This is a genomic window from Bacillus sp. FDAARGOS_527 (assembly GCF_003812125.1).
Classification (GTDB): domain Bacteria; phylum Bacillota; class Bacilli; order Bacillales; family Bacillaceae_G; genus Bacillus_A; species Bacillus_A paranthracis.
This window is the reverse complement of sequence record NZ_CP033789.1, coordinates 95,125-121,773: the sequence shown is the minus strand read 5'-3', so window position 1 is coordinate 121,773 and position 26,649 is coordinate 95,125. Positions and strand designations below refer to the sequence as shown.

At 35.1% G+C, this 26,649-nt stretch carries 25 protein-coding genes and 4 pseudogenes; 28 read left to right on the top strand and 1 reads right to left on the bottom strand.

Translation table 11 applies throughout. The annotated features are described in order from the left end of the window. Positions 1–381: 381 nt before the first annotated feature. From cpaB to EGX95_RS30060, 15 genes and pseudogenes are all read left to right on the top strand, one after another. Positions 382–1,242 carry a Flp pilus assembly protein CpaB gene (gene cpaB / locus EGX95_RS00755; RefSeq protein WP_000804792.1) on the top strand — a complete coding sequence of 287 codons (861 nt, stop codon included), beginning with the start codon at positions 382–384 and terminating at the stop codon, positions 1,240–1,242. Between the two features lie 16 nt (positions 1,243–1,258). After that, complete coding sequence (locus EGX95_RS00750) at positions 1,259–2,080, top strand: CpaE/TadZ family protein (protein ID WP_000441033.1); 822 nt, start codon at positions 1,259–1,261, stop codon at positions 2,078–2,080. A 15-nt stretch (positions 2,081–2,095) separates the two neighbouring features. Further along, positions 2,096–3,532: a TadA family conjugal transfer-associated ATPase gene (locus tag EGX95_RS00745; RefSeq protein ID WP_000264620.1), complete on the top strand. Its 1,437-nt coding sequence runs from the start codon at positions 2,096–2,098 to the stop codon at positions 3,530–3,532. Continuing rightward, on the top strand, positions 3,525–4,457 hold the full coding sequence (locus tag EGX95_RS00740; RefSeq protein WP_076855983.1) for a hypothetical protein: 933 nt from the start codon (positions 3,525–3,527) through the stop codon (positions 4,455–4,457). The genes EGX95_RS00745 and EGX95_RS00740 overlap by 8 nt, the downstream gene beginning before the upstream one ends. A 1-nt stretch (position 4,458) precedes the next feature. Further along, positions 4,459–5,325 (top strand): hypothetical protein, encoded by an 867-nt coding sequence (locus tag EGX95_RS00735; protein ID WP_000201162.1) that lies wholly within the window; start codon positions 4,459–4,461, stop codon positions 5,323–5,325. Positions 5,326–5,367: 42 nt separating this feature from the next. Continuing rightward, positions 5,368–5,571 (top strand): hypothetical protein, encoded by a 204-nt coding sequence (locus EGX95_RS00730; RefSeq protein WP_000956355.1) that lies wholly within the window; start codon positions 5,368–5,370, stop codon positions 5,569–5,571. Positions 5,572–5,637: 66 nt separating this feature from the next. Further along, a complete protein-coding gene (locus EGX95_RS00725) occupies positions 5,638–5,841 on the top strand; it encodes a hypothetical protein (protein WP_000900859.1) in 204 nt (67 codons plus the stop codon). A gap of 72 nt (positions 5,842–5,913) precedes the next feature. Then, positions 5,914–6,120 carry a hypothetical protein gene (locus EGX95_RS00720; RefSeq protein ID WP_000879954.1) on the top strand — a complete coding sequence of 69 codons (207 nt, stop codon included), beginning with the start codon at positions 5,914–5,916 and terminating at the stop codon, positions 6,118–6,120. 71 nt (positions 6,121–6,191) lie between these two features. After that, positions 6,192–6,797, top strand: a complete 606-nt coding sequence (locus EGX95_RS00715; RefSeq protein WP_076855982.1) for a WxL domain-containing protein — start codon at positions 6,192–6,194, stop codon at positions 6,795–6,797. Between the two features lie 70 nt (positions 6,798–6,867). Then, positions 6,868–7,953, top strand: coding sequence for a DUF916 domain-containing protein (locus EGX95_RS00710; RefSeq protein WP_000844613.1), 1,086 nt, complete (start codon positions 6,868–6,870; stop codon positions 7,951–7,953). 16 nt (positions 7,954–7,969) lie between these two features. Next, complete coding sequence (locus EGX95_RS00705; protein WP_076855981.1) at positions 7,970–9,910, top strand: WxL domain-containing protein; 1,941 nt, start codon at positions 7,970–7,972, stop codon at positions 9,908–9,910. Positions 9,911–9,948: 38 nt separating this feature from the next. Continuing rightward, positions 9,949–10,494: a hypothetical protein gene (locus EGX95_RS00700; RefSeq protein ID WP_061185026.1), complete on the top strand. Its 546-nt coding sequence runs from the start codon at positions 9,949–9,951 to the stop codon at positions 10,492–10,494. Then, a pseudogene (locus tag EGX95_RS00695) lies at positions 10,491–11,113 on the top strand (hypothetical protein). Before EGX95_RS00700 ends, EGX95_RS00695 begins: the two are co-directional and overlap by 4 nt. A gap of 116 nt (positions 11,114–11,229) precedes the next feature. Beyond that, positions 11,230–12,563, top strand: a pseudogene (locus EGX95_RS00690) (IS3 family transposase). A 133-nt stretch (positions 12,564–12,696) separates the two neighbouring features. Then, positions 12,697–12,858 (top strand): hypothetical protein, encoded by a 162-nt coding sequence (locus EGX95_RS30060; RefSeq protein ID WP_155016830.1) that lies wholly within the window; start codon positions 12,697–12,699, stop codon positions 12,856–12,858. A 270-nt stretch (positions 12,859–13,128) separates the two neighbouring features. Here the strand turns inward: EGX95_RS30060 and EGX95_RS00685 are convergent, their stop codons facing one another. After that, on the bottom strand, positions 13,129–13,947 hold the full coding sequence (locus EGX95_RS00685) for a hypothetical protein (protein WP_076856611.1): 819 nt from the start codon (positions 13,945–13,947) through the stop codon (positions 13,129–13,131). Between the two features lie 348 nt (positions 13,948–14,295). On the opposite strand from EGX95_RS00685, the gene EGX95_RS00680 reads away from it, so the two are divergent. The 13 genes and pseudogenes from EGX95_RS00680 (at position 14,296) to EGX95_RS00630 (ending at position 26,630) form a co-directional block, all read left to right on the top strand. Continuing rightward, entirely contained in the window at positions 14,296–14,847 is a 552-nt protein-coding gene (locus tag EGX95_RS00680; protein WP_076856197.1) for a hypothetical protein, read from the top strand. A gap of 112 nt (positions 14,848–14,959) precedes the next feature. Then, the gene (locus tag EGX95_RS00675) at positions 14,960–16,735 is read left to right on the top strand and encodes an LPD1 domain-containing protein (protein ID WP_076856198.1); all 1,776 of its coding nucleotides are present in this window, start codon (positions 14,960–14,962) and stop codon (positions 16,733–16,735) included. Continuing rightward, positions 16,725–17,237: pseudogene (locus EGX95_RS00670) on the top strand (hypothetical protein); the annotation flags it as partial. The gene EGX95_RS00675 and the pseudogene EGX95_RS00670, both read left to right, overlap by 11 nt. A gap of 345 nt (positions 17,238–17,582) precedes the next feature. Then, positions 17,583–17,714, top strand: a complete 132-nt coding sequence (locus tag EGX95_RS30870) for a hypothetical protein (protein ID WP_011167247.1) — start codon at positions 17,583–17,585, stop codon at positions 17,712–17,714. 276 nt (positions 17,715–17,990) lie between these two features. After that, a complete protein-coding gene (gene ltrA, locus EGX95_RS00665) occupies positions 17,991–19,874 on the top strand; it encodes a group II intron reverse transcriptase/maturase (protein WP_000830948.1) in 1,884 nt (627 codons plus the stop codon). A 194-nt stretch (positions 19,875–20,068) separates the two neighbouring features. Continuing rightward, positions 20,069–20,881, top strand: a pseudogene (locus EGX95_RS00660) (DUF3854 domain-containing protein); the annotation flags it as partial. Positions 20,882–21,037: 156 nt separating this feature from the next. After that, the gene (locus tag EGX95_RS30055) at positions 21,038–21,199 is read left to right on the top strand and encodes a hypothetical protein (protein WP_000353863.1); all 162 of its coding nucleotides are present in this window, start codon (positions 21,038–21,040) and stop codon (positions 21,197–21,199) included. A 106-nt stretch (positions 21,200–21,305) separates the two neighbouring features. Then, entirely contained in the window at positions 21,306–22,229 is a 924-nt protein-coding gene (locus EGX95_RS00655; RefSeq protein ID WP_000118206.1) for an Rpn family recombination-promoting nuclease/putative transposase, read from the top strand. Positions 22,230–22,437: 208 nt separating this feature from the next. Beyond that, positions 22,438–22,626, top strand: a complete 189-nt coding sequence (locus tag EGX95_RS00650; RefSeq protein ID WP_000727317.1) for a hypothetical protein — start codon at positions 22,438–22,440, stop codon at positions 22,624–22,626. Between the two features lie 234 nt (positions 22,627–22,860). After that, entirely contained in the window at positions 22,861–23,196 is a 336-nt protein-coding gene (locus EGX95_RS00645) for a hypothetical protein (protein WP_011167244.1), read from the top strand. A 66-nt stretch (positions 23,197–23,262) separates the two neighbouring features. Next, positions 23,263–23,613 (top strand): PrgI family protein, encoded by a 351-nt coding sequence (locus tag EGX95_RS00640; RefSeq protein ID WP_001233525.1) that lies wholly within the window; start codon positions 23,263–23,265, stop codon positions 23,611–23,613. Next, positions 23,614–24,528, top strand: a complete 915-nt coding sequence (locus tag EGX95_RS00635) for a hypothetical protein (protein WP_000892014.1) — start codon at positions 23,614–23,616, stop codon at positions 24,526–24,528. It begins immediately after the preceding gene. Between the two features lie 2 nt (positions 24,529–24,530). Then, positions 24,531–26,630, top strand: coding sequence for a VirB4 family type IV secretion system protein (locus EGX95_RS00630; RefSeq protein WP_000765113.1), 2,100 nt, complete (start codon positions 24,531–24,533; stop codon positions 26,628–26,630). Positions 26,631–26,649 lie beyond the last annotated feature (19 nt).

The following is a 26,649-nucleotide window of genomic DNA, read 5'->3' as shown; positions in this document are numbered from 1 at the left end:
TTTCCATGCGATCACCTCCTTTCTCCATAAAATGAAAGAGAAAGGATAGCAACCAACCACCCTGAAATATTCAGTTACGTTATATTCATTATACCATATTTACGGGTGGGTTAATAGCTTAAAAACCTTGATATGACAATGTTTTTAAGGGTTTTTGAGTTTTGAAATCAGAGGTTTGAAATGGTAAAAATAATATTTTTTTTAGAAATGATTGACATATAACTCTATATATCATAATATTGAAATTGTAATATTAAAGAAACCAAATCCAACATTTTCATATAGACTTTAGATTAGCTAAAAGGACACACCTAAGGCGCATTATGCCATAGGTGTGTCCTTTTTTTGCGTTTAAAGGCTACATAAGGAGGAATACAAAAATTGAAGCCATCTAAGTTTCAAAAGAAGCAGATTGTTGCGGTAGGTCTAGCCGCTGCAACAGTAGCGGGTATCTATGGATACAATCATTTCGCAGTAGAAAATGCTGTAAAACCAACAAAGATTGTTGTAGCCGCAAAGGATATACCTGCACATACAGAAATTAAAGAAGACATGCTAGTGGAACGAACTTTACCTGGTGATGCGATTCCCCCAAATGCATTACGTGTAAATAAAAAAGAGGTTGTAGGTAAGTGGACAAATGATGGGCAACCCATTACAGAAAATAGCTATCTCTTTAAAAACAAAGTAGTAAAGAAAGAGGAGTTACCGGACTCTGCTATTTTAAATTTGAAAGATGGAGAAGTTGCTTTCCCGTTACTCGTTGATTTGGAAACAAGTTCAGGGAATAGTATTATCCCAAACACGTATGTGGACTTGTATTTCAAACAAGTTGTGAAAGAAGGAGACAATGAGAAGGTTGTCTTTGGTGGTCTGTTCCAACGTGTACGTGTGACGGCTGCAAAAGATAGCAATACAGAAGATGCATTTGTGCTAGAAAAGAAAGAATCAAAAGAGGAACAAGAAGGAAAACAAAAGCCTAAAGTAACGCGATTATACACACTGGCTGTTTCCCCTGAACAACTTCAATACTTAAATCGTGCAAAAACACTTGGAGATGTCATTCCTGTTGCAGTTGGACAAAAGGTGGAGCAAACAGGGAAAGAATTAGAACCAGCTGAAGGATTCTCACAAATATCTGATCAAAAGAACATTTTAGACTATGTAGAGAAGCATTCGACTAATCCAATTTCTAAAAATGTAAAAGAGTATGTAGCACAGTATCTGAATGAATCTAAGTAAGAAAGGGGTTATTAAGATGGAGCGGCAAGCAAGAATCATTGCCTTTTATGCAACAAACGAAAATGTAGGGAAAAGCACATTAAGTATTGCGATGGCAAATGAATTAGCTCATTTAGGGAAAAAGGTGCTTTATGTTGAAGCAGACCAAGTAAGACCTAGCTTTGCGGTTGGAACTGGTCTTAGCCACGATAGTAAAAACATCTTAGAACTTGTAAGAAAAGAAAATGAATACAATCTCTCGCAATATATTTGTACCAAGCAAGATTTATTAGAGAGAAAAATGAATCCAAGGTTGATGCAAAAATTGCACGATAAGATGGATTTTCTAGTGTTTCCATCAGGTTATAACTTAGCTCAATTCCCAGAGATTCAAAACAAAGAACTGTTTGTAACGACATTTATAGAATCACTTGTAGATACAGAATACGATTCTATCATTCTATCAGTACCAACTGAATTATCTGAGGTTCTGAGTTATCCAATCCTATACCAATCAGACCTTGTAATTCATGTGTTAAACGGCAACCCTCGTGGTGCAATAGCAATTAAAAGAGAATTACAACTACTAGAAGAAGCAAAGCTAACATTGCCTCGTATGATTCATGTTTTAAATATGGCAGATGAGGATTATGTAGAAGATATTGAAAAGCTTTCTTCCCAAAAAATTGCGGTGACAATTCCGTATGACAGGGATCGTACGAGTTATGAATGGGGGATGCAGTTTGGTTCCCCGCAAATTAATACAAAGGTCCATCACATTATGGAAGCAGCTGGTCTTGATATTCCAACCCAGCATACATCCTCTATGAAAAAGGGTCTCTTTGGTTTACGAAATTAAAAGGGAGGCAGTAGTATGTGGGGCTATTTACAGGGAAAACAAGTCGCCTTAAAGCGAAATCGAGTTGATTTATATCATTTTGGTTATATGATTCGTTCCAAATCAGCTCGAAAGTTAGGAACAACTACAGCTCAACAAATTAAAGATATCACGGATGAAATTCGTGCATTTTTAGTAAAAGACCATCGTGATATTTTAAGCGAATCTTTTATGAATAAAGAAAAGAGAGCAGCTGTAGAACAAATCATTAAAAGCTTTCTATTAAGTAATCAAGTCGTCATTTCAGATGTACCTTCTGAACAATTATTAAATATGGTATGTGATGATATTGTGGGATTTGGAATTATAGAACCTTTAAAAGAAGATCAGGATGTAACCGATATTTATATCAATGGTACAAAAGAAATTATTTACGAAAAAATTGGAGAGGGAGAGTTAACATTCCCTTACCGATTTGAGACGGAAGAAGAGGTAAAGGCTTTAGCCTATAAGATGGTAAATAGTACGTCAGAGTCATTAAATACAGCAAAACCATATGTGGACTGCGTGTTTCCCTATATCCGTATCAATATTGCTTTAGATGAACTTGGGGGACTCGGGACAACAATAACGATTCGTAAGAATGCAGATCATCTTCGTGCTTCTGAAGAGCGAATGTTATCTACTAATCAAGCGTCAAAAGAGATGTTGGACTTTTTGGCTGCAGCCGTGAAAGCCAAAATGAATATTCTAGTCGCTGGAGCAACAGGGACAGGGAAATCAGAGTTTATGAAATTTCTTGCTTCTCATATTCCGAAAGGAAAGAAAAAAGAACGTACTCTTGTAGTAGAAGATAACCCTGAATTATATTTGCATCGAATTTTTCCAGAACATCACTTTGTTCCGATGCAATGTAGGGCATCGGAAGTAGAAGAAAATGCAATTGATTTTGATAGATTGTTAACGAATGCACTACGTCAAGGACCAAAGCGATTAATTGTAGGGGAATCGAGGGGTAAAGAAGCATTAAAAATGATTAACTTTTTCCAAACAGGCCACCCTGGCTTTACCTCTGTCCATGCAAGAAGTGCCATAGAAGCAGTCAGACGTTTAATGCTCATGTGTCTGCAAAGTGGTGCGAATATTGATGCCCAGTATTTATATGAATTAATTTCACAGACATTCGATGTGATTGTCTTTTTAGAAAAGAAAGATGATGGGAATCGTTATATTACAGAGATGATTGAATTATTAGATTATCGAGGTGATATACAGTTTAATGAACTTTCTCAGTTTATCCCGACATACGAGGAACAGGATGAGATAAATGAAAGCATAGGAAAAATTCATGGACAGCACATTATTACAGGGAAAATGTCAGCTAAAATGGAGAAAAAATTCCGTTCTGCTACTTCTGTAAATCCAGCTCTTTATGCACCGTTCCTATCACAACAGGAGGTGCAGTATGCATAGTTTGTTCGCCTATGGATGTATATTATTAATCTTTATTAGTGTAGTATTACTTGTTTTACTTTTTGCAAAATCTAAAGGTTCTGCACTTTCCCAATTTGTACAAGAAAATGAGAAAGAAGAAAGGCGCTTGGAATTAAGGAATATTAAAGGCATACGAATGTATCTTCCACAATCTGTTATCCAAGAAGCCCAAAAGTACGAGTGGAAATTGACGAAAAGCATGTACTGGGTATATACGATTCTTTCGGGAATGAGTATAGCAGCAATATTCTACTTCTCATTTGGAAGAGATCCTTTTACCCTGATTTCTGCTTTATGTGGATTTTTAGTTCCGAGATTTCTTCTCTATCGAAGAAAAAAACGTTACTACTTGGTTGTCATTGACCGTCTCTCTATTTATATGAAGGCAGTAGCGAATGCGCTTCAAATTAGTAATAACGCTAAACGCGTGTTAGTACAAGTAAAGCCAATGATGCATGAGAGTATTCAAGAAGAAATAGAAAAAGTTTCTCTTTTATTAGAAGGTGGAACTACAATGCACCGTGCATTTAAAGGATTCAATGAAACTTTTAATTTTAGAGAATTGGTTTTCTTCCATGAAATGTTGGAAGTGTGTAGTCGAGAAGGCGGGGCGAATTCAGTACAAGTCTTATTAGATATTGCAGAAGATTTCGAAAAACAAAAGCTATATCTGGCAAGATTACGTTCTAGTTTGTCGCAAGCACAACGTGCGTTTGTACAGAACTGCTTAATCGTGATTGCCATGCCGATTGTGATTATGTTGATGTCAAAAGAAGCATATGGATTTTTAGCAGGTTCTATGATGGGGAAAATTGCATTAACGGTAAATATGTTAATTGTCTTTTTCTTAGCAACCCGTGTAGAAAAGATTGCAAATTATAATCCAACAGAAAGAGGGGAATAAAGTGGCTACGATTTTAGCTTTAGTGGTATTCGTTGTCATGTACTGGGTATTCTCTACCTTTCTACAAAGTAAAAAAGACAGCGGTAGCCTACTTACAAACTATGTAGAAAATGCAAAACGAATTGAAAAAAAGAATTTAAATCAAATGATGCTTGCTCCCTTCCAGTCGTTATCACATAAGTATCTGACAGAAGAAAAGAAAGAGCAGATCCAAAAAAAATTAGAAGAAGCTGGTTTGGATACGAAACCAGAAGAATATTTGAAAATGAAGGTTGCCTATCCCATCATTTTCACCTCTGTTTTCTTGATATGTACGGTGTTTCATGATTACTACTTATTTAAAGTGGGCGTTTTAATTTCACCGCTACTTTATTTCTATCCTGATTATCTATTAAAGAGAAGAATCAAGCAGGCTATAGAAGCAAGGAAGTTCGAATTACCGGAGTATTTAATTCCTATGCTGCAGTTGTTAAAAACACATACAACATTAGAAGCAGTAAAAAAGGCGCAGATATATGCCGGGAGACATCTTCGACCGTATGTATCTACACTTACAGCGGAATTAGAAATGTATGCGGGTTCGGATCAACCATTTCGAAACTTTGCAGCAGCCCTAAATAGTCCAGAAGTAAATACCTTTACCATTGCATTGCAACAAGCACAAAAAACGGACAAGGTACAGAGTCTTCGTATTATGGATGCACAGATTAAAATGATGCGTGAGTTAAAACATGAGAACTATAACCGTCTCATTCAAAATAAGCCAATGGAAATGAATAAATTTAACGTAGCGGTTATTGGATGTATTGTGATTTATCCAATGGTTATTGTTATTCAATCCTTAATGCAAGGATTTGCAAGTATATAGAAAAACATTATTCAAAATGGAATAGGTAAAGGAGCAAAATATATGTTAACGAAAATGAAGAATTGGTTAAAAAATGAAGACTCACAATTATCATCAGAAAATGGTATGTTAATCGCCTTGGCGGTAATTATTGTGCTAGTAATTGGACCATTTGTATGGAAAGCAATCCAAGGTGGCTATGATACAATTCTAGCTCGATTCACAAAAGCATCAAGCAATGCAGATGTGAATACATGGAACAAGTAATAGAAGTTTTAGATGAATGATGCTTATTACGTATAGATCAAATAAATGGATAAGGGAGATTCAATCATGTTAGGAAAAATGAAGAATTGGTTAAAAAATGAGGATTCACAGTTATCATCAGAAAACGGTATGTTAATTGCCTTGGCGGTCATTATCGTATTAGTAATTGGACCGTTTGTATGGAAAGCAATCCAAGGTGGTTATGATACGATCCTGGCAAGATTCACAAAAGCATCAAGCAATGCGGACGTGAATTCTTGGAATAAGTAATAAAAGATTTTAATAGTTAAGTTCTTATTTTAGTAAATTCTTAAAATTGATATATAAAGGAGACGAAATGCAATGTTAGCAAAAATGAAAAATTGGTTAAAAAATGAGGATTCACAGTTATCATCAGAAAACGGTATGTTAATTGCCTTGGCGGTCATTATCGTATTAGTAATTGGGCCATTTGTATGGAAAGCAATCCAAGGTGGTTATGATACAATTCTAGCTCGATTCACAAAAGCATCAAGCAATGCAGATGTAGATTCTTGGAACAAAAAATAAATTTTGTTTGAAAATAAGAGGGGGCGTGTTTTATATAGCTCCCTCCTTTTAAAACATAAGGAGGTACTATGATGAGATTTAGTAAAGTGATGATTCCCACATTAGCAACATTAGCCCTTAGTATGTCACTAATGGGTACACCTGCAAGTGCAGCAACAACAGCTGATACAAAACTAAATCAAAGTATAACAGGTGGGGAACATAATATTGCTGTTACACCAGTTAGTAACTTTAACGCGGTAACACTAAGTGGAGAAACACAAGTGACACATGCAAATCCTGGTGTACTAACAGTGACAGATGCAACTGGTTCTGGGAATGGTTGGAGAATCAATGTAAAAGCAGATCAATTTAAAGTGAGTGGAGATGCAAAGTCAAATCGGACACTTCCAAAGGGTTCCTTAGTTTTGAATAGTGGTGGTGCTGCTATAACGAAAGTTGGAGGGACAAGTTCACCAAATCCGGAGTTTAAAACGACTAACTTTATTATAGATACTGATAATCAAGTTACGATTTTAAGTGCGAAAAAAGATGAAGGTATGGGGAAATATAATGTTAGTTTCAATGATAAATCTCTAGCTTTAACGTTAAATCCACATAGTACGTATGTTGAGAATAAGGCTGGTGCTACCTCATATGAGTCAAAACTGACATATTCTATTGTAACAGGACCTTAAAAGAAATTTATCATATAGAAGGGAATCACGTATGTATGATTCTCTTCTATACATAGAAAGAAGGGGCAGAATGAAAAGCTATGTATATAAAATTTTAATTAGTATTTTGGTTGTGATTATATTCATTTTAAGTATAAGCTTAAAACCTTTTAAAGTAGTTTATGCACAAGAAAAACAAGATAGTTTACCATTTGATGTAAGCATTCATGTCCCGGATAATCAACTAGGTGATATAAAAAATTATTTTAATTTACAGGTGAAAAAGAAACAGAATCAAACAGTAAAAATGGATGTACACAATAAAGCTAATACTCCAATCAAAGTCAATGTAAAAGTCGCTAACGCTCTCACCTCTACAAACGGAGGTATTATGTATGTAACAAATCGTGAAGTCTCACAAAGTATATTAACAGATACAGATTTCTATATGGATCAGTATGTTCAAGCGCCTGACGCTGTTAACTTAGAGGGGAATCAAACGAAAACTATAGAGGTACATTTAACGACACCAAATCAAGATGGAGTGTTTTTGGGTGGATTATTATTTGAGTTAGCGCACGATACCCAAGGACAGAAGCTTGAAAAGGACGGATTGAACTTTTCTGTACATAATAGCATTGAATATGCGGTAGCAATACAATTGAATAGTGAAGAGACTGAAAATTCAGTTAATAAAACACCTCTTAAACTAAATGGCACAACTGTTGAATCTTATCCAACACAACCACAAGTCCATGCACTTATTCAAAATACAAATGCAAATATTGTAAGGGATGTAGCAGTTTACTATGAAGTTTTATCCCAGGATAACGTTCTGTTTCATGGTAATATTCCAGCATTCAATGTAGCGCCAAAATCTAAGGTAGGATTAGCAATCCCATGGAAAGCGAAAGAATACAAAGATGGAAAGTATACACTAAAAGTCACTATAAAAGAGAATGGTATACCAAAAACATATACAGAACAGATACGCATAACTGCTTCTAATGTGACAGATTATGCGGAACAAACAGGTGCAATAAAAGTGTTGCCTGGATATTCTAATCAAATATATATAATAGCCGCTGGTGTTTTCATATTAGTTATTTCAATGTTTGTATTTGTATGGTGGAGAAAGAAACATGAAAATCAGAAGGAGCAAAATAAGGCAGCATAGATAGCATAAAAATGAAATGGGGGAGGAAACAGTGAAATGGGGGAAGGTTCTTACTTCAATCATACTTTTGGGTGTATCGTGCTTAATTATTGATTCAAAAGATAACTCTATATTAGCTGATCAAATAGGAAAACAGCAAAATGGTATTCCAACACTCACTGCAAATGGAAAAGAAAATGAAGTGAAGCTAGAATGGGCGATTGATATCTTAGAGCAGGACGTCTTATGGAAAATTGATTTTAATAACCCAAAAGACGTTAATTTGATGAGTGGTTGGGGAGAGTTTTACGGTAACGGGAATCAAAGTTTACAATCTGAAGTCTTTTATCCAAATGGTACAGATACTAGCGGATACAAAGTATTTGATACAAAATCGGGAGGGAATCGAGTCTTATATCCTTATACTGTAAGAGAGAGTTCCATTGCTGTTTTTAAGCGATTAAACGTACCTAATAATGCTTATATTTCAGCAACGTTTAAAGCAAAGTCACAAGGATTAGGAAGAATTAGTTTCTATGGTGATGGAGGCTGGGAAACAGGGAGAGAATTTGACTATTATAATGCTACTGTTTTGAAAGATGTTCCAGGCGGTTCAAAAGAAATAGAAATTAGTAATATCTCTTTGTTTCCAGAGAAGGAACCGGGTACCAACATACCAAGGGATAGAAGACATATAACTTCGGATATAAACAAAGATGTGTATCAAGATTCCCCTATGATTGAAAAGGTAATACCGTATCAGGATGGTTCTGGAAAGGGAAAGGTAATATTAAATAGTCCTATTGTGACCCCGATGAAACAAGGTGATCGCCTAAAAACAAGAAAATGGGCAGCACCTATCCAATTACCAAATAATCGTACGATCACAAAGAATGATTCTAATAAAGATATAAATGGATGGTCTACGTTTAGTATGAATACTCAAGTTGCAAATAATCCGTTTTATATTACCGAGCAACGAGGTGTAACTTTTTATATGCTTGCTTATTCAGAAGGGATTACCTATGTGGATGAGTTAAAAGTGGGATATGCATCGGAAGCGGAAGTATACAGGGGAAATCAGCAAATATATAAGGGTAGACTCTCTGACTATGTAGATAAAGAAGCAAAAGATCAGGCAGTGCCAACAACACCTGAAAGCTTCCAATTTGAAAATAGAGAACTGAAAGAAACTAAAGTAACGTTTGCCCCTGCTAAAGATGAAGGGAGTACCTATCATTATAAAATTCGTGGAGTTGGTAGGAATGGCGTTTCGGATTTTTCTAAGGAAGTTCCTGCAACTGTAACAAGTGGTGTAAAGGGATATGAATATGTAGTGAATGATAAATCCGACACTTCACTTGATAAAGTGGGTGGTGTTCAGTTTACAAATCAGACTAGCATTCAGCTTCCAACTGATTATGCGAAACCACAATATGTACATATCCGTACAGTAGATAAAGCTGGGAATAAAAGTACGACGAAGCATATATCTACAACACAAAAAGGACGAGTAGACATGCTTACTGTTCCTAAAAGTGTAGAGTTTACTCCTATTCAACTAAATGGAGAAAAGCAAAATTCATTTGGTACATTAGGGAAACTCATGATACATGATAGTCGAAATCAAGCGGATGGATGGAGATTGAATATGACAATTTCTCCATTTACAGAGCCGAATATTGCAAAACAATTGCCAAAGGGTTCTTTATCCTTAAAAAATCAGGTAAGTATAACTAAAGTAAAAGGTCCAGAGACAGGGAAACCTATCATACAAATTCCAAGTACACCTATTGATACTGGGGCGGCACACACTATTATACGGGCTTCAAAAGATGTAGCAATTGGAGAATATCAAGTCGATTTTGGACAAAATGGATTACAACTGCAGTTAGATCCAGGGACAACTTATGTAGGGAAGAATCGGCAAGCTACTTATACTTCTACGGTCACCTGGTCTCTAGTGAGTGGACCGTAATAATTCATTAAAATAGGAAAAAATAAGGAGAAAAAATTATGAGTATATATGTAATAGGAATACTACTAGGATATATGGCCCTGAATGTATTTACTGATTTGAAATATAGAAAAACGAAAAATATATGGCATTTGCTATTCTTAATTGTAGGTATAGGAATCACGTATTTTGCTGGAATAAGAACAGGGAAAGAGATTGTGATTGTACTAGCTATGGCATTAGCGTGTGGTTTGTTGTTAGAGACATTTAAATTTTCTTCACCCGGTGATACAAAAATGCTTGTGGTGGTAGCTATATATGTTAGTAATTTAGTGGAAGAATCAGCAATCCTTACTGCTATTACATTAACAGCTTTCCATTTACTATTCTTTTGGATTGCTAGTGTGTATCGATTAATTAAAATTTTGGGGTTTGTGGGGGCGTTTAAAGACCAATTGGAGCATGCTGCTTCTATATTTGGGGCAAAGCTACCAAAGAAAGAAATACAGCTGATACAGAGCTTTCCGGGGGCTTGTTCTATTTTATTAGGAGCAATTGTATATGTTGCTTTCACTATTTATCAAAACGGAGGTATTTTAGCTTGAATAGTAGAATCATTCATCAAAGAGAAACTTATATTTACTTCACGATATTCGCATTAGTAGGGGTACTTATTACCAATATGTTTATTAATATGGTGTTTATACTAGCGTATCCGTTACTAATTGGATTAATTGTACAGGTTGTCTTGCTTCAGAAGATAAAAAAACGTTTTATCGGAGCGGAAAAGAATTAACGGAACAGTTAAAACTAAAAAACATATTCCTAGTAGAATCAAATATTTTAGGAGATGAAGAAGGAACAGTTTATGAGGTGCATCAAATGCCTTTTACATTCTCTAATGGATTAATTAATAAAGACAAGACTTATAAAGTGATAAAACAAGAGTATGAGAGAAAAGTAAAAGAGGATTTAACGAAAATTGCAAAATGGCAAGTTACAACAAAAGCTAGGCTTGTTACGACAACTCATTTTCGTTTATATACAATTTGGCAGAAAAATAGTACAGGCTATCAATTAAAAAAAATAGAGGATTGTATTGATCCTTATGCCAAGATGAACATTATACAATGGATGATTGCTTCATTCTGTACGACTGGTCGTATTAAGTACGATAAAAAACCAAAAGAGTGGGCAAGTTATGAATGGATTACTTTAAGATAAATAAAAAAGACAGAAAAATAAAATGTACCCTATAGAATAGACACTTAAAAAAAAGTCTATTCTATAGGGTCTTTCTTGTATAATGAGAGAAAAATGAGAATCGGAGAAATTTCAAAATGACGAAAAAACTGTTCACAGAAAAAGAAGTTCAAGCACTATCAAAGAATCGATACGTAAAATCAGTCAGTTAGAAAGGGATTACTTATACAGATGAATTCAAACGTATTTTTATTGAAGAAAATGAAAAAGGAAAACCACCTCGTATTATTTTTGAAGAATGTGGATTTGATATAGATGTCATCGGTCTACAACGTGTTGTATCATCAGGAAATCGATGGCGTACTTCCTATAAGGAAAGGGGGGTATTTGGTTTAAGAGATACACGTAAGGATAACTCCGGAAGAAAGTCAGAGAAAGAACTTACATTAGAAGAGAAATATGCACGTTTAGAAGCGGAACGAAACTTATTAAAAGCTGAAAATGAATTATTAAAAAAGATCAAGCTTATGGAAGGGAGGATGGGAAAGAAATAAGGTTACAACCCAGTCAGAAATACATCTTAATTCGTACTATTATTGAAAGGTATAACCTGAAAAATATGGTGAGATATTTGTGTGAGATCGCTGGTGTTTCGCGCTCTGGATACTATCATTATTTTTCCGCTACTGCTCAAAGTCAGCGAGAGAAAAGAATGCATCAAGATGAAATGGCGAAAGAGCTCATAGTAAAGGCATTTCAATTTAAAAACCGAAAGAAAGGGGCTCGTCAAATTAAAATGACATTGGCGGGTCAATTTCAAGTTGTTTACAATTTAAAACGCATCCGAAGAATCATGAAAAAATATGGAATTGTCTGTCCCATTCGGAAAGCGAATCCCTATAAAAGAATGTTGAAAGCGACGAAAGAACACTTTGTAGTACCTAATCAATTAAAACGAGAATTCAGGCAAGGTATACCTGGAAAGGTACTTCTTACAGATATCACATACCTGTTTTATGGCAAAAATCAGAAAGGATACTTATCTACCATTCTAGACGGGTCTACGAATGAAGTTTTGGCTTATCATGTTTCAGAACGGCTTACTCTAGATATCGCAACGACAACTCTTCGTAAACTAAAGAGGAATAAGAAAGTGGAATTAACACCAGATGCATATATTCATTCAGATCAAGGAGCTCATTACACAAGCCCTACCTATCAAAAGTTGGTCAAAAAATTAAAGCTAGGACAATCCATGTCAAGACGAGGAAACTGTTGGGATAATGCCCCTCAAGAATCCTTTTTTGGGCACTTTAAAGATGAAGCACACATAAAAACTTGTACATCTTTCACTCAGTTAAAACAAGAAATTAAAGACTATATGAAATACTATAATCAACACCGCTATCAGTGGAATTTAAAGAAGATGACCCCTGTTGAATACAGAAATCATCTTCTTGATGCCGCCTAACTTTTTTTAAAATGTCCTTTACAAAGGGTACGGATTAAAACTTCTGTCTTTTTTATTTTGGTCTTAAAATATGAAGTCAAAATGAATATATTAAATAGTGTAATAGATAAAACATTCGAAGGAGTAGATTTAATTGACTGATTTACCAATGATTTTAGGAATGCTATTTTGGTTAGGATGGGCTTTATTTTGCTGTTTAGCTCTTTTTGTAGCAAAAGATGAAAATAAGTACTTAAAAAGCCTCATGTTTAGTATGTTTATGACTATGTTAGTAATTAAGATGGGTGGATATTAATAGAGAATGTGTAGGGGGAATTTCCTGCCGTGTAAAATTAGTAGTTATTTATCCCCTAAAAAAAGACCTCCATATAAAATGGGGGTCTTTTAAAATGACGATGAGATATGACTCAATATCTCGTGTAGGATACTTTAATTATACATAATTTCAAGAAAATGAAAAAGAATATGCGCAATATAACTATAAAATATTTGAAATGCTAAATTGTTAAAAATAGTATGGTGGATATATAAAAGCATTCTTACTTAGTAAGAATGCTTTTATGATTTATGTAATTATTCTTCTTGGTTGTGACATTTTTATTGGAGAATCGATTTTAAGATCATCAGGTGCATCAGGTACAAATTCATCACAAAAATAATTATGATAATTTGCTATCCATGCATATTTTTTAAGTAATTTATGATTATTTGCATAGGTATCTAATGCTCTTTCAATATTATTGCGGTGTGCCTCTAAGTGAGGGAAGAATGGTGTGTAATCATTGTTAGAAACGTCGTCCTCGTACCAAGTAAATAATGCGTTTAAGTAATTTAAAAACCATTCTCCATCCATATCCTCAAGTAATACAGAATTAAAAGCATTATCAGGCTGAGGAGAATAATTTATATATTCACGTACTTTATCTTTACTTGTTTCACTTAGGATAATTCTTGGATAAACAGCTACTTGAGATTCTAGTTTATATGTCATAATTAATTCTGGGCCTAAAACAGTTTCTTCATCCATAAAATGATAACCAACACTTACTCCACCTCGAGTGAAGAAGCCATCAAGCGTTAACAAAAATTGATATTCTGCTAGGTTAAGGAAAGTGATTCCTAATTCTCCCTCTCCATCTCCTTCTTCATGAATCGGCCATCCAATTACTACGTTATCAGTGAAAACTTTAACTTTTGCTAATGGAAATTGTTCGGTAATATTACTTCTAGCTTTTTTTAATGAAGCATGTATCTGTTCTAAAAATTCATTACCTGTACCGTTGGCAAAAGCTTTCATACCCAACTGCGAAAATCCTAATACATCAATAAAAGTCACAACTGAAGGGATTAATTTAGGATTACTTGAATCATATTGCATTGTCATAATATTCTACCTCCTTTATATATATTATATGTCAAAATAATATAAATATATATAATGATACTTGCTAATACTTAATAAATTAATTAATATATAACTATATTTATTGTTTAATTGATTCCGTTTATTCCCACACCTTTTTTGTGTTGTGGTTGAGTTGTAGAAGCAAGTTGCGTCTTGTTTCATTTATGAAAGGGCTTCTTTGAGCCGATTAGTGTATATATAGCTTATTTTGCTATGCACATTTTTAATCGACTTGAAGAAGCCCTTTTTGTGTTGTTTTCAAGTCTGTTTGATTGTTAGAACCCATTATTACACTGGGCAAAAATTATTATTTAGGGGGATTTATTTATGAATATCAGTTATGAAGTATCTTTATTTTGTTCTGCGCATCCAGATGAACTTATTCCAAGTTTACGTGCATTACGAATGAGAATTACAAAAGAAGGAGCATTTTGGGAACGAGATTGTTATCAGTTTTCCATTAAACCATCAAACTTGTCACAGCGATCAGCAAAACAAGCAGGGGAAATCTATTTGTATCATGTTCATTTTAATGGATGTGTACGGGATTTCCTTTTTTTATTGGAAAGATGTTTTAGAGGGACGAGTTTTCGCTTTACTGCTATCCGTGGTTTTTTAGATGTAGAAGGTTATTCACTTAAGAAATGGAAACCAATTCTACGTAACCACCACATAAACTCTGCAGATGTAGATTGTATTTTCAAGAAAGATAATCTTGTAATGATTGTGCATCAGCATGGAGGTTTAGAGGTGGTTAAGCGTGCGGAAAAAGGCGAACAATTAAAAAAAGTAAACTTTCTGGAGGTAGATAGCTGGTTACAAGCACTAAATCCGACAAAAGAGGATCTATTCTCTTTAACAGGTGTGAGTGTATCGTAATGAGTGATTTACATAACTACATGGAAGTCTACAGACAGAGGGAATGACAGAAATCCGTAGTGAAAAATGACTATGAATTTCTGTCTTTTATTTTATTCAGGAGGATTTCAGTATGAATTTATTTGAACTTTTTGGTTTAGAGGTAGGAGAAGACATAATGGTACAGGATGTAAGAACAGATAAACAAGTTCGCAATCGATACAGTTATGATGTAGGTGAGAAATTAGTGGGAGCAAAGAAAGAGATACGAGCTTTAAAAGAATCATTTTTAGTATCATTTTCTTTAGAAATTTTAGCTGAAATTGAAAAAGAATCTCCAGTAGAGGCGCTAAATGCATTGGATCGAAACTCATTAATTCCATTCTCTTTTGAACATGAAAAAGAAAATGATGTCCCGCCACGTGTTGCAAAGTTAAAGCAACTGCTAGTGGGCAGAATTAATAAGAAGCCAATTGTAGATACACCGACTGCAAGGAAACTATATGTTCAAGCATGCAGAAGAATATGGCATGATATACAGTCGGTACATACCTCAGAACAATGGGTAGATCTTGTTGTCTCTTATGGTATGGAAATGAGCAATGGTTGGTCTGCATTTAGAAAGAATAAGAATGTAACATTTACATTTAAAAGAATGGTAGAGGAATATTTTGATGAGTTTGTTGATGCAGATGGTATGGAGTTATTAATATTAGGAAAGAAATTCATATCACTTTGCACAAATTCAAAAAGTATTAATTCTACGTACCTTCGTGTATCACATGAACTGACATGGAATGATTTACTTACGAAAAAGGTTACGACTCGTAAGAAATCCGCAGCTGCTTGGAGTAGGAAACTGCCAGATACCCTGCAAAGAAAAGGGCCAGGAGTAGAAATTGCTACCAAACCTGAAGACGTAGTTGCTATGTTTGGGTTGAAGGGAATGCAATTTGGTCATTATTGCACCGAACAATATGCAAAAGAGCATATTGGGCATGTTTCTGAAGCATTGCATGATTTAGCTCGTATATTGGGAATTCCACCTGAGTATATAGGGTTAGGTGGACGCTTAGGACTTGCTATTGGAGCGAGAGGAAGCGGCAATGCATTAGCACATTATGAACCTTCTACCAAAGTTATTAATTTAACTCGTGATAATGGAGTCGGGGCATTGTGTCATGAATGGGGACATGCATTGGATCATTTTTTATATGATTGTAGTCATGATTTTCAAAATGGTAGTCTTGCTTTCTTATCAAGTGGGAAGAGTATTGGGAATATCTTGCCTGCTATTATCAAGGAAAAGTTGCAAGCTGTGTTAGATGCTTGTAAACAAGGAAAAGTGGCCAGAGTAATCAACGTGGAAAATGCCTACAGTAGAAAGTGGTATTTCTATGGTGGTGTTATCGATAGTTATGATGTGTTTAAAGGAAATATTTCAAATATTTTAGAATCACATCATGCTAGTTTGTGTAGGAAGCTTGATACTTTATCAGGAGCAACAAAGACACGTATGGAGCGTAAAATTGAAAAAGAATTTGAGAAAACCGCACAAATGTTAGCTGCATATCATTATAAAAAAACAGGCGAAAAACTTAGTGAAATACCCTATCTAGTGAAAGGGTCTATATATTTTGATACAGCCATTAAGTTAGATAAGAAGAGGAGTAAAAAGTATTGGTCTACAAATCATGAGATGTTTGCTAGAGCATTTGAAGCATATGTAGAATCAGCTTTGCTAGATCAAGAACATAGAAACGATTATTTAGTTTGTGATACACATTCTTTTGTATATCCGTTAGGAGAACAAAGAGAACATCTAAATAGAAGTATAAAGAGTTTAATGGAAGTAGCTGTTCCATATATAATAAATAGTATACAAGGAGTGGGAAATGATGAATTATAACATACAAAAAGGACAATTTCGTTTAACAACTGCACATCCAAGAGGAAGTTGGTGGGAATTTTATCGTGTTCCATGCCCAATCTGTAATGGTATTGGAAACTGTATGCTGCATGTTTCACAGGAGAAAGTAGCGTGTACCCGTGTGGAAAGTAAGTGGGTATACGGTAAAAATTCAAGTAATCCAAGTTATATCCATTATCTAAATGGTAAGAAGCAATACCAATTACCAGATGTGGATGTGGTAAAGGGGCATAGTAAGCGTAGTAAAGAAGAATTAGATGCATTTAATCGTAATTTAATCGGATTTTTGCCGTTAGAGGAGAAGCACCATATACATTTACTGCAAGATAGAAAAATGACTGAAGAAGAAGTACAGATACGTCAATATCGTTCTTTTTTAAAGCAACAAATTGTGTTGGAAGATGATAATACGTACACAACTATTTGGGAAAAGTTATTTAAACAAATTGACAAAAAAGATTGTTGGAAGGGAATACCTGGCTGTGCGAGACGTTCGTAATTGAAAAGATTACGCACCATCTTGAAACGTTGAAATGTAAATAACACCCACAACGAATTAAGATTGTAGAACTCTTAACTTGAGAAGTGGAATGATAGAGTAACGTCTTGAAACGCTTCCCCTAATACTCCGACATGCGCCTTCTAGTTTTGCGACATAAGAAGGGGTCTGAAGCTCGGTGAAGTCATCTGAAAAATTACCGAAGTACCTATTTTAACAGGCAACCGAAAAGGATCTCAGAGGTGAGTCCCGTAGTTGATAGGGTGGGGGTCACAAAAAATTAGATATGGTGAGAATGAATAAAATGGTATTCTGACGAACTTCCGAATGTACGGGTCGAATATTCGCATACCAGAAATGGTATGGGAAACGAAAGTTTCTATGTCCAGTGGTGGATACGTTATAGCCTGGAAAAACCACCATGCAATGTTACAGGCATTGGATAGGGCATCGGCTTAAAGGAAGCATCTAAGTCTAAAATTGATAAAGTTAAGGGAACGTCGAAAGCTAATGATGTGGAGAGCGCAAACTCTATGAAACAGTAAGGAGGAAACGGTATACCGAGGGAACTTCTTTTAACATTAGTGAGAGTAGTGGTAGGAGCAAAGAAGGTTCTGTAATGGAACTGGAGCAATAGCCACAAGTCGACTCTTTAAAAGTCATATAACCTCAATCGCTCATGGAATTCTCGTATGACTTAAAAGGTCACGAGCCAAGATTGGAGCGTGATAAAACATGAAAAGGTCTAGAAAAGAGGGACTAAAGGATAACTCGCTTAGACATTCTGAATACTACGGTATGCAGGAATCACAAGACGAGTTATATGCCAAAAGTCTAAATGGAGGAAACTTCAAGCAGTTAATGAAAGTCATAACCTCTGAAAGTAATATTCTTTTAGCGTTTAGAAATATTAAACGCAATTCAGGAAGTATCACAGAGGGGATTGATGGAGTTACTATCAAGGATGTTGAGAAACTCAGTCAAGAAGATTTCATCAAAATTGTTCAAAAAAGATTTTCTAACTATACCCCACGAAAAGTGCGACGCGTAGAGATACCAAAGCCTAATGGGAAAACGAGACCACTCGGAATTCCATCAATGTGGGATAGAATTGCGCAACAATGTATAAAACAAGTACTTGAACCTATATGCGAGGCAAAATTCAACAAACACAGTCACGGTTTCCGTCCAAATCGAAGCCCTGAAACAGCTATGGCAGATGCAACCTTGAGGGTGAATCGAAGTCATATGCAATATGTAGTTAATGTAGACATACAAGGATTTTTCGATGAAGTTAATCACAAAAAACTCATGCGTCAACTATGGACTATGGGAATACGAGATAAACAACTTCTTGTAATCATCCGAAAAATGTTAAAAGCCCCAATAGTACTGCCCAATGGTGAAATGCAATATCCAAACAAAGGTACACCACAAGGTGGAATATTAAGTCCATTATTAGCCAATATCAATCTAAATGAATTCGATTGGTGGATAACAAATCAATGGGAAGACAGGTTGTTAAAGGAATTGTCATTAACCATTAAAAAGGGCGGACATGTTGACAAGTACCCACATTACAGTAAAATGCGCAAAACAACGGCTTTGAAAGAAATGTATATTGTTCGATATGCAGATGACTTCAAAATCTTCACCGCTACGAAATCGAATGCACAAAAAATCTTTAAAGCATGTGAGATGTGGTTGCAAGAACGCCTAAAACTACCAATTTCGAAGGAAAAGTCAAAAATCACAAATCTCCGTAAGGAAAGTAGTGAATTTCTTGGTTTTGAAATCAAAATGGTAAAAAAGGGAAGTAAGTTAATTGCAAGAACACACATATCAAACAAAACCAAAAAGAAAATCCAAAAACAATTTGAAGATCAAATCGCTGTAATTCAAAGAAGTAAAAATGAGGGACTAAAGAATAAAGCTATTGTTCGCTACAACTCTATGGTAATTGGCACACATAATTACTATGAGATTGCGACCGAGGTTAATAGGGATTTAGCAAGCATCCATAAACACCTAAATATAAGGATTTACAACAGATTACATGTTAATAGGAAAGGGAAGTACAAAGGGAAAGATAAAGGAATTAAAAGATACATGAAATCAGCAATGGTTCGATATCTAAATGATATTCCTATTCTACCACTAGCGTATATCAAGCACAAAAGCCCCAAAAATAAGGATACAAAAATCAATAAGTATACACCACAAGGTAGAGAATTGATACATAAAAATCAATCTGCAGTGCCTGAATGGAAAATACAATGGTTAAGAGAACACCCTGTCATTAGTCAACGAGCAACTGTTGAATATAATGACAACCGAATCTCTCTATTTGTAGCCCAACATGGCAAATGTGCAATTACTTCCGAGGAACTAATACTATCAGACATGCAATGTCACCATAAAACACCTTGGAAATATACGCAAGATGATAGTTATAAGAACCTAATCCTAATATGTAGAGATGTACACACATTAATCCATGCAACATCGCCTGATGTGATCGGAGGTCTAATGGAGAAGTTGAAGCTAAACGAAGGACAACTCATTAAGCTAAATAAACTTAGAAAACAAGCGAAAAATGAAATGTTAGAAATCAATTGACAAACAAAACATTAACAAAAGTAATAAACCTTTAGATTGAGGAAACACAAAGACATTAAACAGTCGATGGAACGCCGTGTGCGGTGAAAGTCGCACGCACGGTGTGGGGCGGGGGAAAAATTGGAGATAACATCAAAGATTTACCTATCGCACCCGAAATGGGTAGGCGCTACCCCAGAGGGAAATATCCTTTGGGATGCGTCACATTTTATGAAATGAAGAAAGGACAACTTTCTCTTCGTTTAATGGCAGGTTTTCCAGGAATTATGATTCCATTCCGAAACCAATATAATCAAATTGTTGGTTGGCAAGTACGTGTAGATGAAGTAAAGAACTCTGTTCATGTGAAATCTGGACCTACAGGTATACAAGCCGAACTACTACAACATCCTAATGTTGTGAAAATAACGAAAAACGGTGATTGTATCTATGAAGGAAAACTAGAAATAGGGAAAAATAAAGAATTATTAATCGGCGGGGAAAAAGTTGTTGTAAAGATACATAAAGGTCAAAAATACTTATGGATCTCTTCAGCAAATAAAAATGAAGGAACCGGTGCGGGAGGTAGTGAAAATCCACTTCCTGTACATGTAGCGGTACCAAGCTCACATTTGAAACATTGGAAGTCTGGTACGCTTCACAAAACAAAATCAGTAATGATTACAGAAGGGCCGATGAAGGCGGATTTGATTGCAGATTTACTTCCTCAAAGACTAAATAAAGAAGAAATAGCTAAAGTAGGGACAACAGTTCTTGCGATTCCAGGTGTAAATGCATGGAGAATCGTTATGCCAGTATTAAAAGATATGGGCGTAGAAAATGTGTACTTAGCATTCGATGCTGACTTAGTAGAGAATGAAAAAGTAAGAGCTGCCTTAATTGCTTTTGCGACAGAGTTAAAGAAAGAGGGCTATAACGTAATTATTGCAGCATGGAACCCAGCACAAGGGAAAGGTCTGGATGATGCGATGCAAGCTTCTTTCAAACCAGTTTTTCGCACAATATAAAAAAACGTTGTGAACTTAAAAGAAAGTTGTACACGTTAAAAGAAAGTTGTACATTTTACAACAAAGTAGCAGTATTAGTGTAAAACTTTCTTTTAACAATACACGTAACAGTTTAACTAGGGGACTTTATATAAAAGAAAGGTGTGTATTAAGTATATGGATATTATGCAACAATTAATGGACGTAGATAAAAAAGCTAGGGAACAAGAAAGAATGGAACTCATTCAACGATTTTATAATGAGGGAGTTTCTATCACGACAATTGCAAATGCGACAAATATGTGTGAAGAGGATATTTCTTATATAGTAAGTAACTAGTAGCCATATTTGGTAGGAAAATAGAGGAGAAAAAGATAGAATTGTAATTCTATCTTTTTTTATGCTCTTATATACAATTTTAAAACGAGAAAGGTAGAGGGAAAACATGAGTGTATATGTAAAAAAGAATCTAGTAAATTTACGAGTTGATTATGCTTTTAAGCGTTTGTTTGGAGTAGAAGGAAATGAAGATATATTAATTGGGTTTCTTAACGCGGTACTACAATCATCTATTGATGAAGAAATTACATCTTTGCACTTAGATGATCCGCATCTTCCAAGAGAGCAGAAGGATGATAAATTGTCTATTTTAGATTTGCGAGCTACGCTAAATAGTGGTATAAAAATTAATATAGAGATTCAAGTTCGAGACAAAAAAGATATGATAGAACGTTCTTTGTTCTATTGGTCAGGTATGTATTATTCTCAAATGACTCAAGGGATGAAATATACAGAATTAAGACCAACCATTTGTATTAATATAGTGGATTTCATTCTATTTCCAGAAGAACAGGAGTTTCATAGTATTAATACTGTGATGAACAAAAAATCTAAACGTATCATTACCGAAAATATGCAGTTGCATTTTCTTGAAATTCCAAAAGTGATTCAAGAATGGCAAGGAAAACGAATGGATCCGTGGGAAGATTCTTTAGCGCGTTGGTTACTATTATTTCCTGCGCATGAGGATGAGAGATTAACAACAATCCTGGAGGCGATAGCAATGGAAAAAGATCCAGTTTTGAAAAAAGCAATAGAGGATTGGGAGCGTTTAAGTAGCGATAAGGATTTTTTACGCTTATATGAGGCTAGAGAAAAAGCAATAAAAGATAGAATATCAGAAATAGAGACAGCAGAAGAAAGGGCTGCGAAAAAAGCTGCAGAAATAGCTACAGAAGAAACTAAAATTGCAACTAAGATAGAGATGATTGAAAATATGTTTAAAATAGGATTACCTATAGAACAAATTGCAAAAGTTGCAGAATTAAGTGTTGAAGAGGTTAATGAAATTATAAGAAATAAAAGGTAGATATAAATGATAAAAAAACAGGTAATTGTGGGTACACACGATTACCTGTTTTTTTGATTTAATGAAAGTAAGTGAATAGATGTGAAGGAAGGGGGAATAGTTATGAAAGTAACAAGAGGAAATGCTATTTGAAGTGTGTAATTTTTACATACTCAATTATTCTGTTATTAAAAAAATATAAAGAATATAAGGGGAAGTTATTTGTATTATGAAAAAGAAAAAAGAAGCATATTATGTACATGTGTATACGCTTAGAGACAAAAGTACAAAATCTATAAAAATAGAACCATGGCGCTCATTGAAAGAGGAAATGAATGTTTTGGGTCTTAAGGACAGTGATATTTTTCAAATTCAAATGGTATGGTACGATCCAAACAAAGAGGATAAAAAGAAATGAAATAAAACGGAACACGAAAAGTCCAATTTTATTTTTTGGGTGTAAATAAGGCTTGTTTTTTTAAAATCGTATTGCTATAATATAAATGTAATAAGATTTAACAATAAAATAAAAAAATAATCAGTTCGCATATAAGAGAAGACCTCAATATGCGCCATGTCCTTAGGGGACGTGTGCGTGTATTGGGGTCTTTTTGCGTTTTGCGAGCAAAAAACACCCGGAGGTGCAGGAATTATGTTGAATTGGTTGTCTGCAAAACTTATGACAACATCAGTAGGAGATTTTCTACTGGCAAAAACTAGTTTTGAGAAAGGTATTACTGGGCACACCAGTGGTACAGATGCTACCACTGTACAAAAAAGCATGAATACCCTTGTAACAACACTAATTGGTTTTGGGGGTATTTGGGTAGCAGCTTGCGTGGTATTTGCAGCTATTAAATTATCTGGTGCACAAGGTAAAAACCCTGAAAACCGTACACAAGCTATGATTGGTTTAGCTTGTGCGGCAATTGGAGGCTTTGTCATGATCAAAGCATACGACATCGCTTCTTGGGTTACAAAAATTTAACATAAGAGTTTGCAAAAGCTCTCCTCTATTTGGGGAGAGCTTCTCTTATACAAGGGAGGAAATAAAATGAGAAAAGTAACCGTTCCTGTTGATATGACTTCGGAACAAAAAACACTATTAGGTGTGCTGAGCAAACGCCAATTGATTTATCTATTGGGTGGAGGAGCATCCCTTTATTTATATGTGCCATTCTTATGGCGGCTATTTGCACCTTTTAATGCGGCAGTAGCATTTTTTATTTGCTTAATTTTAGCAATACCAACAGTAGTAGTTGTAATAACGTTTGCTTTTATTTATAAAGAAAAACAACACATGTATTTAGATAAATATTTACTTATCAAAATGCGAAGCCGTTCTGAAAAAGGTAAGTGGAGAAAAGGATACGAGCCAATTACATGGGTAAAGGAGAATTTATAGATGTTAGAAATGATATATTTTGCGGTGGTAGCCATTGTAGGGTTTTTCTTTTATCGGAAAATGAATGGAAAACCAATGTTTGGCTTTAAGAAAAAGGGGAAAAGTCAGGGCGGGGTAGAGAAACGTACTGCTGAAAAAAATGGAAAGAAAAATAAAAAGAATACGCCTGCTACAGAGGAAATTGATGAGGATAATGTGGACTTCTTTAGTGCTTTTGTAGAAGACATTAAGGAAGTTGAAAATCATATGATTCGTTATCATGATGATACGTTTGTCCTAATTGCAGAGGCACACCCAGTAAACTATTACCTTCTTTCCAATGCGGAACAAGAAGCGATTGATATCAAAATTGAATCATGGTTAACCACATTAGAGTTTAATACAAAGGTATATATCCAAAGTAAGTTTGTAGATTTAACAGATCCTGTACGAAAAATGACAGAAACAATGAAAGGTGCGAAGGACCTTACACCAGAGACAGTACTTTATGGGCAAGAAGTTATCGACAACCTAGAGTACTGGCAACGTTCGCAACCTCGATATGAACAAAAGCGATATTTAATTTATCCATACAAAGTGGATATTAGTACGATTACAGCTGATACAGAAGATGAATTGGAAGAAAAGATTGTAGATAAAGCGTTTAACGAATTATATCGTCGCTACAATGCTTCCCGAAATCTACTATCGAAAGCAAAAATTAGTGTAGAAATGTTAACGAAAGATAAATTAATAGAACTCTTATACGTAGCGTTTAACCGTCGTAAAGCGGTGAAAGCACGTTTCCAAGATTTAATTGAAAATGAAAACTTCTCTCTATATTCAACAGGTGAAACAAATGAGAGAAAACTAGAGTTAATGAAGAAAGTTCTAGCAGAAGAAAAAGCTGAAAAATCAAATAATGGGGTGGCATAAGTATGAAATTGTTTGGAAAGAAGAAAAAAGAAAAAAAGAAATTAGAAGCTGAAAAGAATGATGAATTGGAACTAGATGAGGAAGAGTACGAACAAGAAGAAGTTCCGCCTCAATTAGACAATCAAACAACTGTATTTGATGTCATTGCCCCAGAAGGAATGAAAATTGATGCAGAAGACTATGGGGTAATTAAGCAGTCATTAGGAAGTAATACTTTCTTCCGTCCATTTTATATTCCACGTGATGGATACCCTCGTATGATGCAAACCAATTGGCTGAACATGTTAACTTCAGCTGGAGAGGTTGATGTCATGATTGATATTCATAAAGAGCCAAAAGCAAAAGCGATGCGATCGTTAGATATGCAGCTGACGATGTTACGTTCGAACCTTTCTTTCCAACGTACACGCGGAAATATTGACCAAGAAAAAGACTTAGATGCAAAAATTCAGGATACAAACAATCTAATGGATGAAATTCAATTTAATGAGAATGACTCCTATATGGTAAGTACCATGGCCGTTGCATATGCTGACTCAAAGAAAGAATTAGATGTTTTATGTGAGTATATTGAAGATGAAATGCAAGCATCTCACTTTAAAATAGCGAGTACCTGGAATCGTGTGAAGAGTGGTTTGAAAGCGGTTATGCCACTAGGTGCACCAAATACTCTGCAAGATACATATCGAAATATCGATAGACGTGCTCTATGTACATTTGCTCCCTTTGTATCAGGATCCGGAAGATTTAACGGTGGTATACCAATAGGAAAGAACAAAATTACTGGCCAAGTAGAATTTTTAAATTCATTTGGTAACGCAGATTATCGTCCACCAAACTATAACATTGGTGTGACAGGGATTTCAGGTTCCGGTAAAAGTTTACTTTTAAAAATGAAGCTAGCTCGTGAAACATCACTTGCAGATACACATGCGATGATCATAGATCCAGAGGGGGAATTCGTAAAAATCACCAAACGATTAGGTGGTATTAACTTAAATATTTCACCTGAAAGTAATATCATTATTAATCCTTGTGCAATTGCAGTAACAGAACTTCAGATTACGGATAAAGATGAAGAGCTAGAAGCGCTTGAACAATATGACAAGAAAGAACTCGTAGAGCGTGATGGCGTGAAGTATGTAAGATTTGTGCCTATTTTAGAGAAAATTAATGAAATACTAGGATTCTTTGACATTATTATTCGCGGACAAGATTTTGATCAACCAGGATTAAATGTATTCCAGCGCACAATGTTAGAAGATGCGATTCGTGAAGTATTCAGTAAACATGGTATTACTTCTCACCCTTCATCTTTATATACGGATGAAGTGAAGAAGGTGGATGGACAATTAATTCAGTCTCAAGTGAGAAAGCCGGAGCCAGAGTTAAAAGAAATTTATGATGTGATAGTGGAAAACCATGGAGACGATGTGAAAGCAGAAGAGTTAATTGCTGCGATTCGTCCGTTTTTACGTGATGGCTCAAAACCATTATTTGATGGACAAAGTAATTTTGGACGCGGTGTAGAAACACAGTTAAACGAATCACGTGTTGTTAACTTTAATATTAGTCATTTAGAAGAGGGCTTCTTAAAGCCGATCGCCTTCCACGTTATCCTGAACTATATTTGGGAGCATTGGATTAAGAGTCCAGAACACGCTATCAAACGAAAAGTGTTATATGTGGATGAGATGTGGCAGTTTATCGACTATGAACAAACTGTTAACTTCTTAGAAAAAGTAGCACGTCGTTCACGTAAAAGAAATGCCGGTATGTGTTGGGCAAGTCAGGACTTTGTTCGTATTTTAGAAAATGTGAAAGCGCGTGGTATCTTGCAATCTACTTTCTCTTATTTCTTCTTAGAGCAAAATAAGATTGATAAGAAAAAAATCCAAGAGAACTTTAACTTAACTGCTGGGGAGCTTGACATTATTCTCAACAATCCAGGGAAAGGTGAAGGGATTTTCCGCATAGGAGATAGTTCAGTTTGGATTCAAACAGATCCATCAGATAAAGAAATGATGTTCATTGAATCCAATGAAGCCGTACTGCAAGAGCTTTTAAATAATATGAAGAAAGTACAAGGGTACGCAGGATAATAGCGTACCTTTGAAAAGG

What these genes read in the sequence shown, in the direction of transcription:
- EGX95_RS00720 (WP_000879954.1), top strand. Translation starts at nt 5,914, where the DNA reads ATGTTAGCAAAAATGAAAAATTGGTTAAAAAATGAGGATTCACAGTTA.
- EGX95_RS00740 (WP_076855983.1), top strand. Translation starts at nt 3,525, where the DNA reads ATGCATAGTTTGTTCGCCTATGGATGTATATTATTAATCTTTATTAGT.
- EGX95_RS00635 (WP_000892014.1), top strand. Translation starts at nt 23,614, where the DNA reads ATGTTAGAAATGATATATTTTGCGGTGGTAGCCATTGTAGGGTTTTTC.
- EGX95_RS30055 (WP_000353863.1), top strand. Translation starts at nt 21,038, where the DNA reads ATGGATATTATGCAACAATTAATGGACGTAGATAAAAAAGCTAGGGAA.
- EGX95_RS00715 (WP_076855982.1), top strand. Translation starts at nt 6,192, where the DNA reads ATGAGATTTAGTAAAGTGATGATTCCCACATTAGCAACATTAGCCCTT.
- EGX95_RS00630 (WP_000765113.1), top strand. Translation starts at nt 24,531, where the DNA reads ATGAAATTGTTTGGAAAGAAGAAAAAAGAAAAAAAGAAATTAGAAGCT.
- EGX95_RS00710 (WP_000844613.1), top strand. Translation starts at nt 6,868, where the DNA reads ATGAAAAGCTATGTATATAAAATTTTAATTAGTATTTTGGTTGTGATT.
- EGX95_RS30870 (WP_011167247.1), top strand. Translation starts at nt 17,583, where the DNA reads ATGTACGGGTCGAATATTCGCATACCAGAAATGGTATGGGAAACGAAA.
- EGX95_RS00640 (WP_001233525.1), top strand. Translation starts at nt 23,263, where the DNA reads ATGAGAAAAGTAACCGTTCCTGTTGATATGACTTCGGAACAAAAAACA.
- EGX95_RS00730 (WP_000956355.1), top strand. Translation starts at nt 5,368, where the DNA reads ATGTTAACGAAAATGAAGAATTGGTTAAAAAATGAAGACTCACAATTA.
- ltrA (WP_000830948.1), top strand. Translation starts at nt 17,991, where the DNA reads ATGAAAAGGTCTAGAAAAGAGGGACTAAAGGATAACTCGCTTAGACAT.
- EGX95_RS00650 (WP_000727317.1), top strand. Translation starts at nt 22,438, where the DNA reads ATGAAAAAGAAAAAAGAAGCATATTATGTACATGTGTATACGCTTAGA.
- EGX95_RS00725 (WP_000900859.1), top strand. Translation starts at nt 5,638, where the DNA reads ATGTTAGGAAAAATGAAGAATTGGTTAAAAAATGAGGATTCACAGTTA.
- EGX95_RS00645 (WP_011167244.1), top strand. Translation starts at nt 22,861, where the DNA reads ATGTTGAATTGGTTGTCTGCAAAACTTATGACAACATCAGTAGGAGAT.
- EGX95_RS00700 (WP_061185026.1), top strand. Translation starts at nt 9,949, where the DNA reads ATGAGTATATATGTAATAGGAATACTACTAGGATATATGGCCCTGAAT.
- EGX95_RS00685 (WP_076856611.1), bottom strand. Translation starts at nt 13,947, where the DNA reads ATGACAATGCAATATGATTCAAGTAATCCTAAATTAATCCCTTCAGTT.
- EGX95_RS00675 (WP_076856198.1), top strand. Translation starts at nt 14,960, where the DNA reads ATGAATTTATTTGAACTTTTTGGTTTAGAGGTAGGAGAAGACATAATG.
- EGX95_RS00750 (WP_000441033.1), top strand. Translation starts at nt 1,259, where the DNA reads ATGGAGCGGCAAGCAAGAATCATTGCCTTTTATGCAACAAACGAAAAT.
- EGX95_RS00745 (WP_000264620.1), top strand. Translation starts at nt 2,096, where the DNA reads ATGTGGGGCTATTTACAGGGAAAACAAGTCGCCTTAAAGCGAAATCGA.
- EGX95_RS00655 (WP_000118206.1), top strand. Translation starts at nt 21,306, where the DNA reads ATGAGTGTATATGTAAAAAAGAATCTAGTAAATTTACGAGTTGATTAT.
- EGX95_RS00680 (WP_076856197.1), top strand. Translation starts at nt 14,296, where the DNA reads ATGAATATCAGTTATGAAGTATCTTTATTTTGTTCTGCGCATCCAGAT.
- EGX95_RS00705 (WP_076855981.1), top strand. Translation starts at nt 7,970, where the DNA reads ATGGGGGAGGAAACAGTGAAATGGGGGAAGGTTCTTACTTCAATCATA.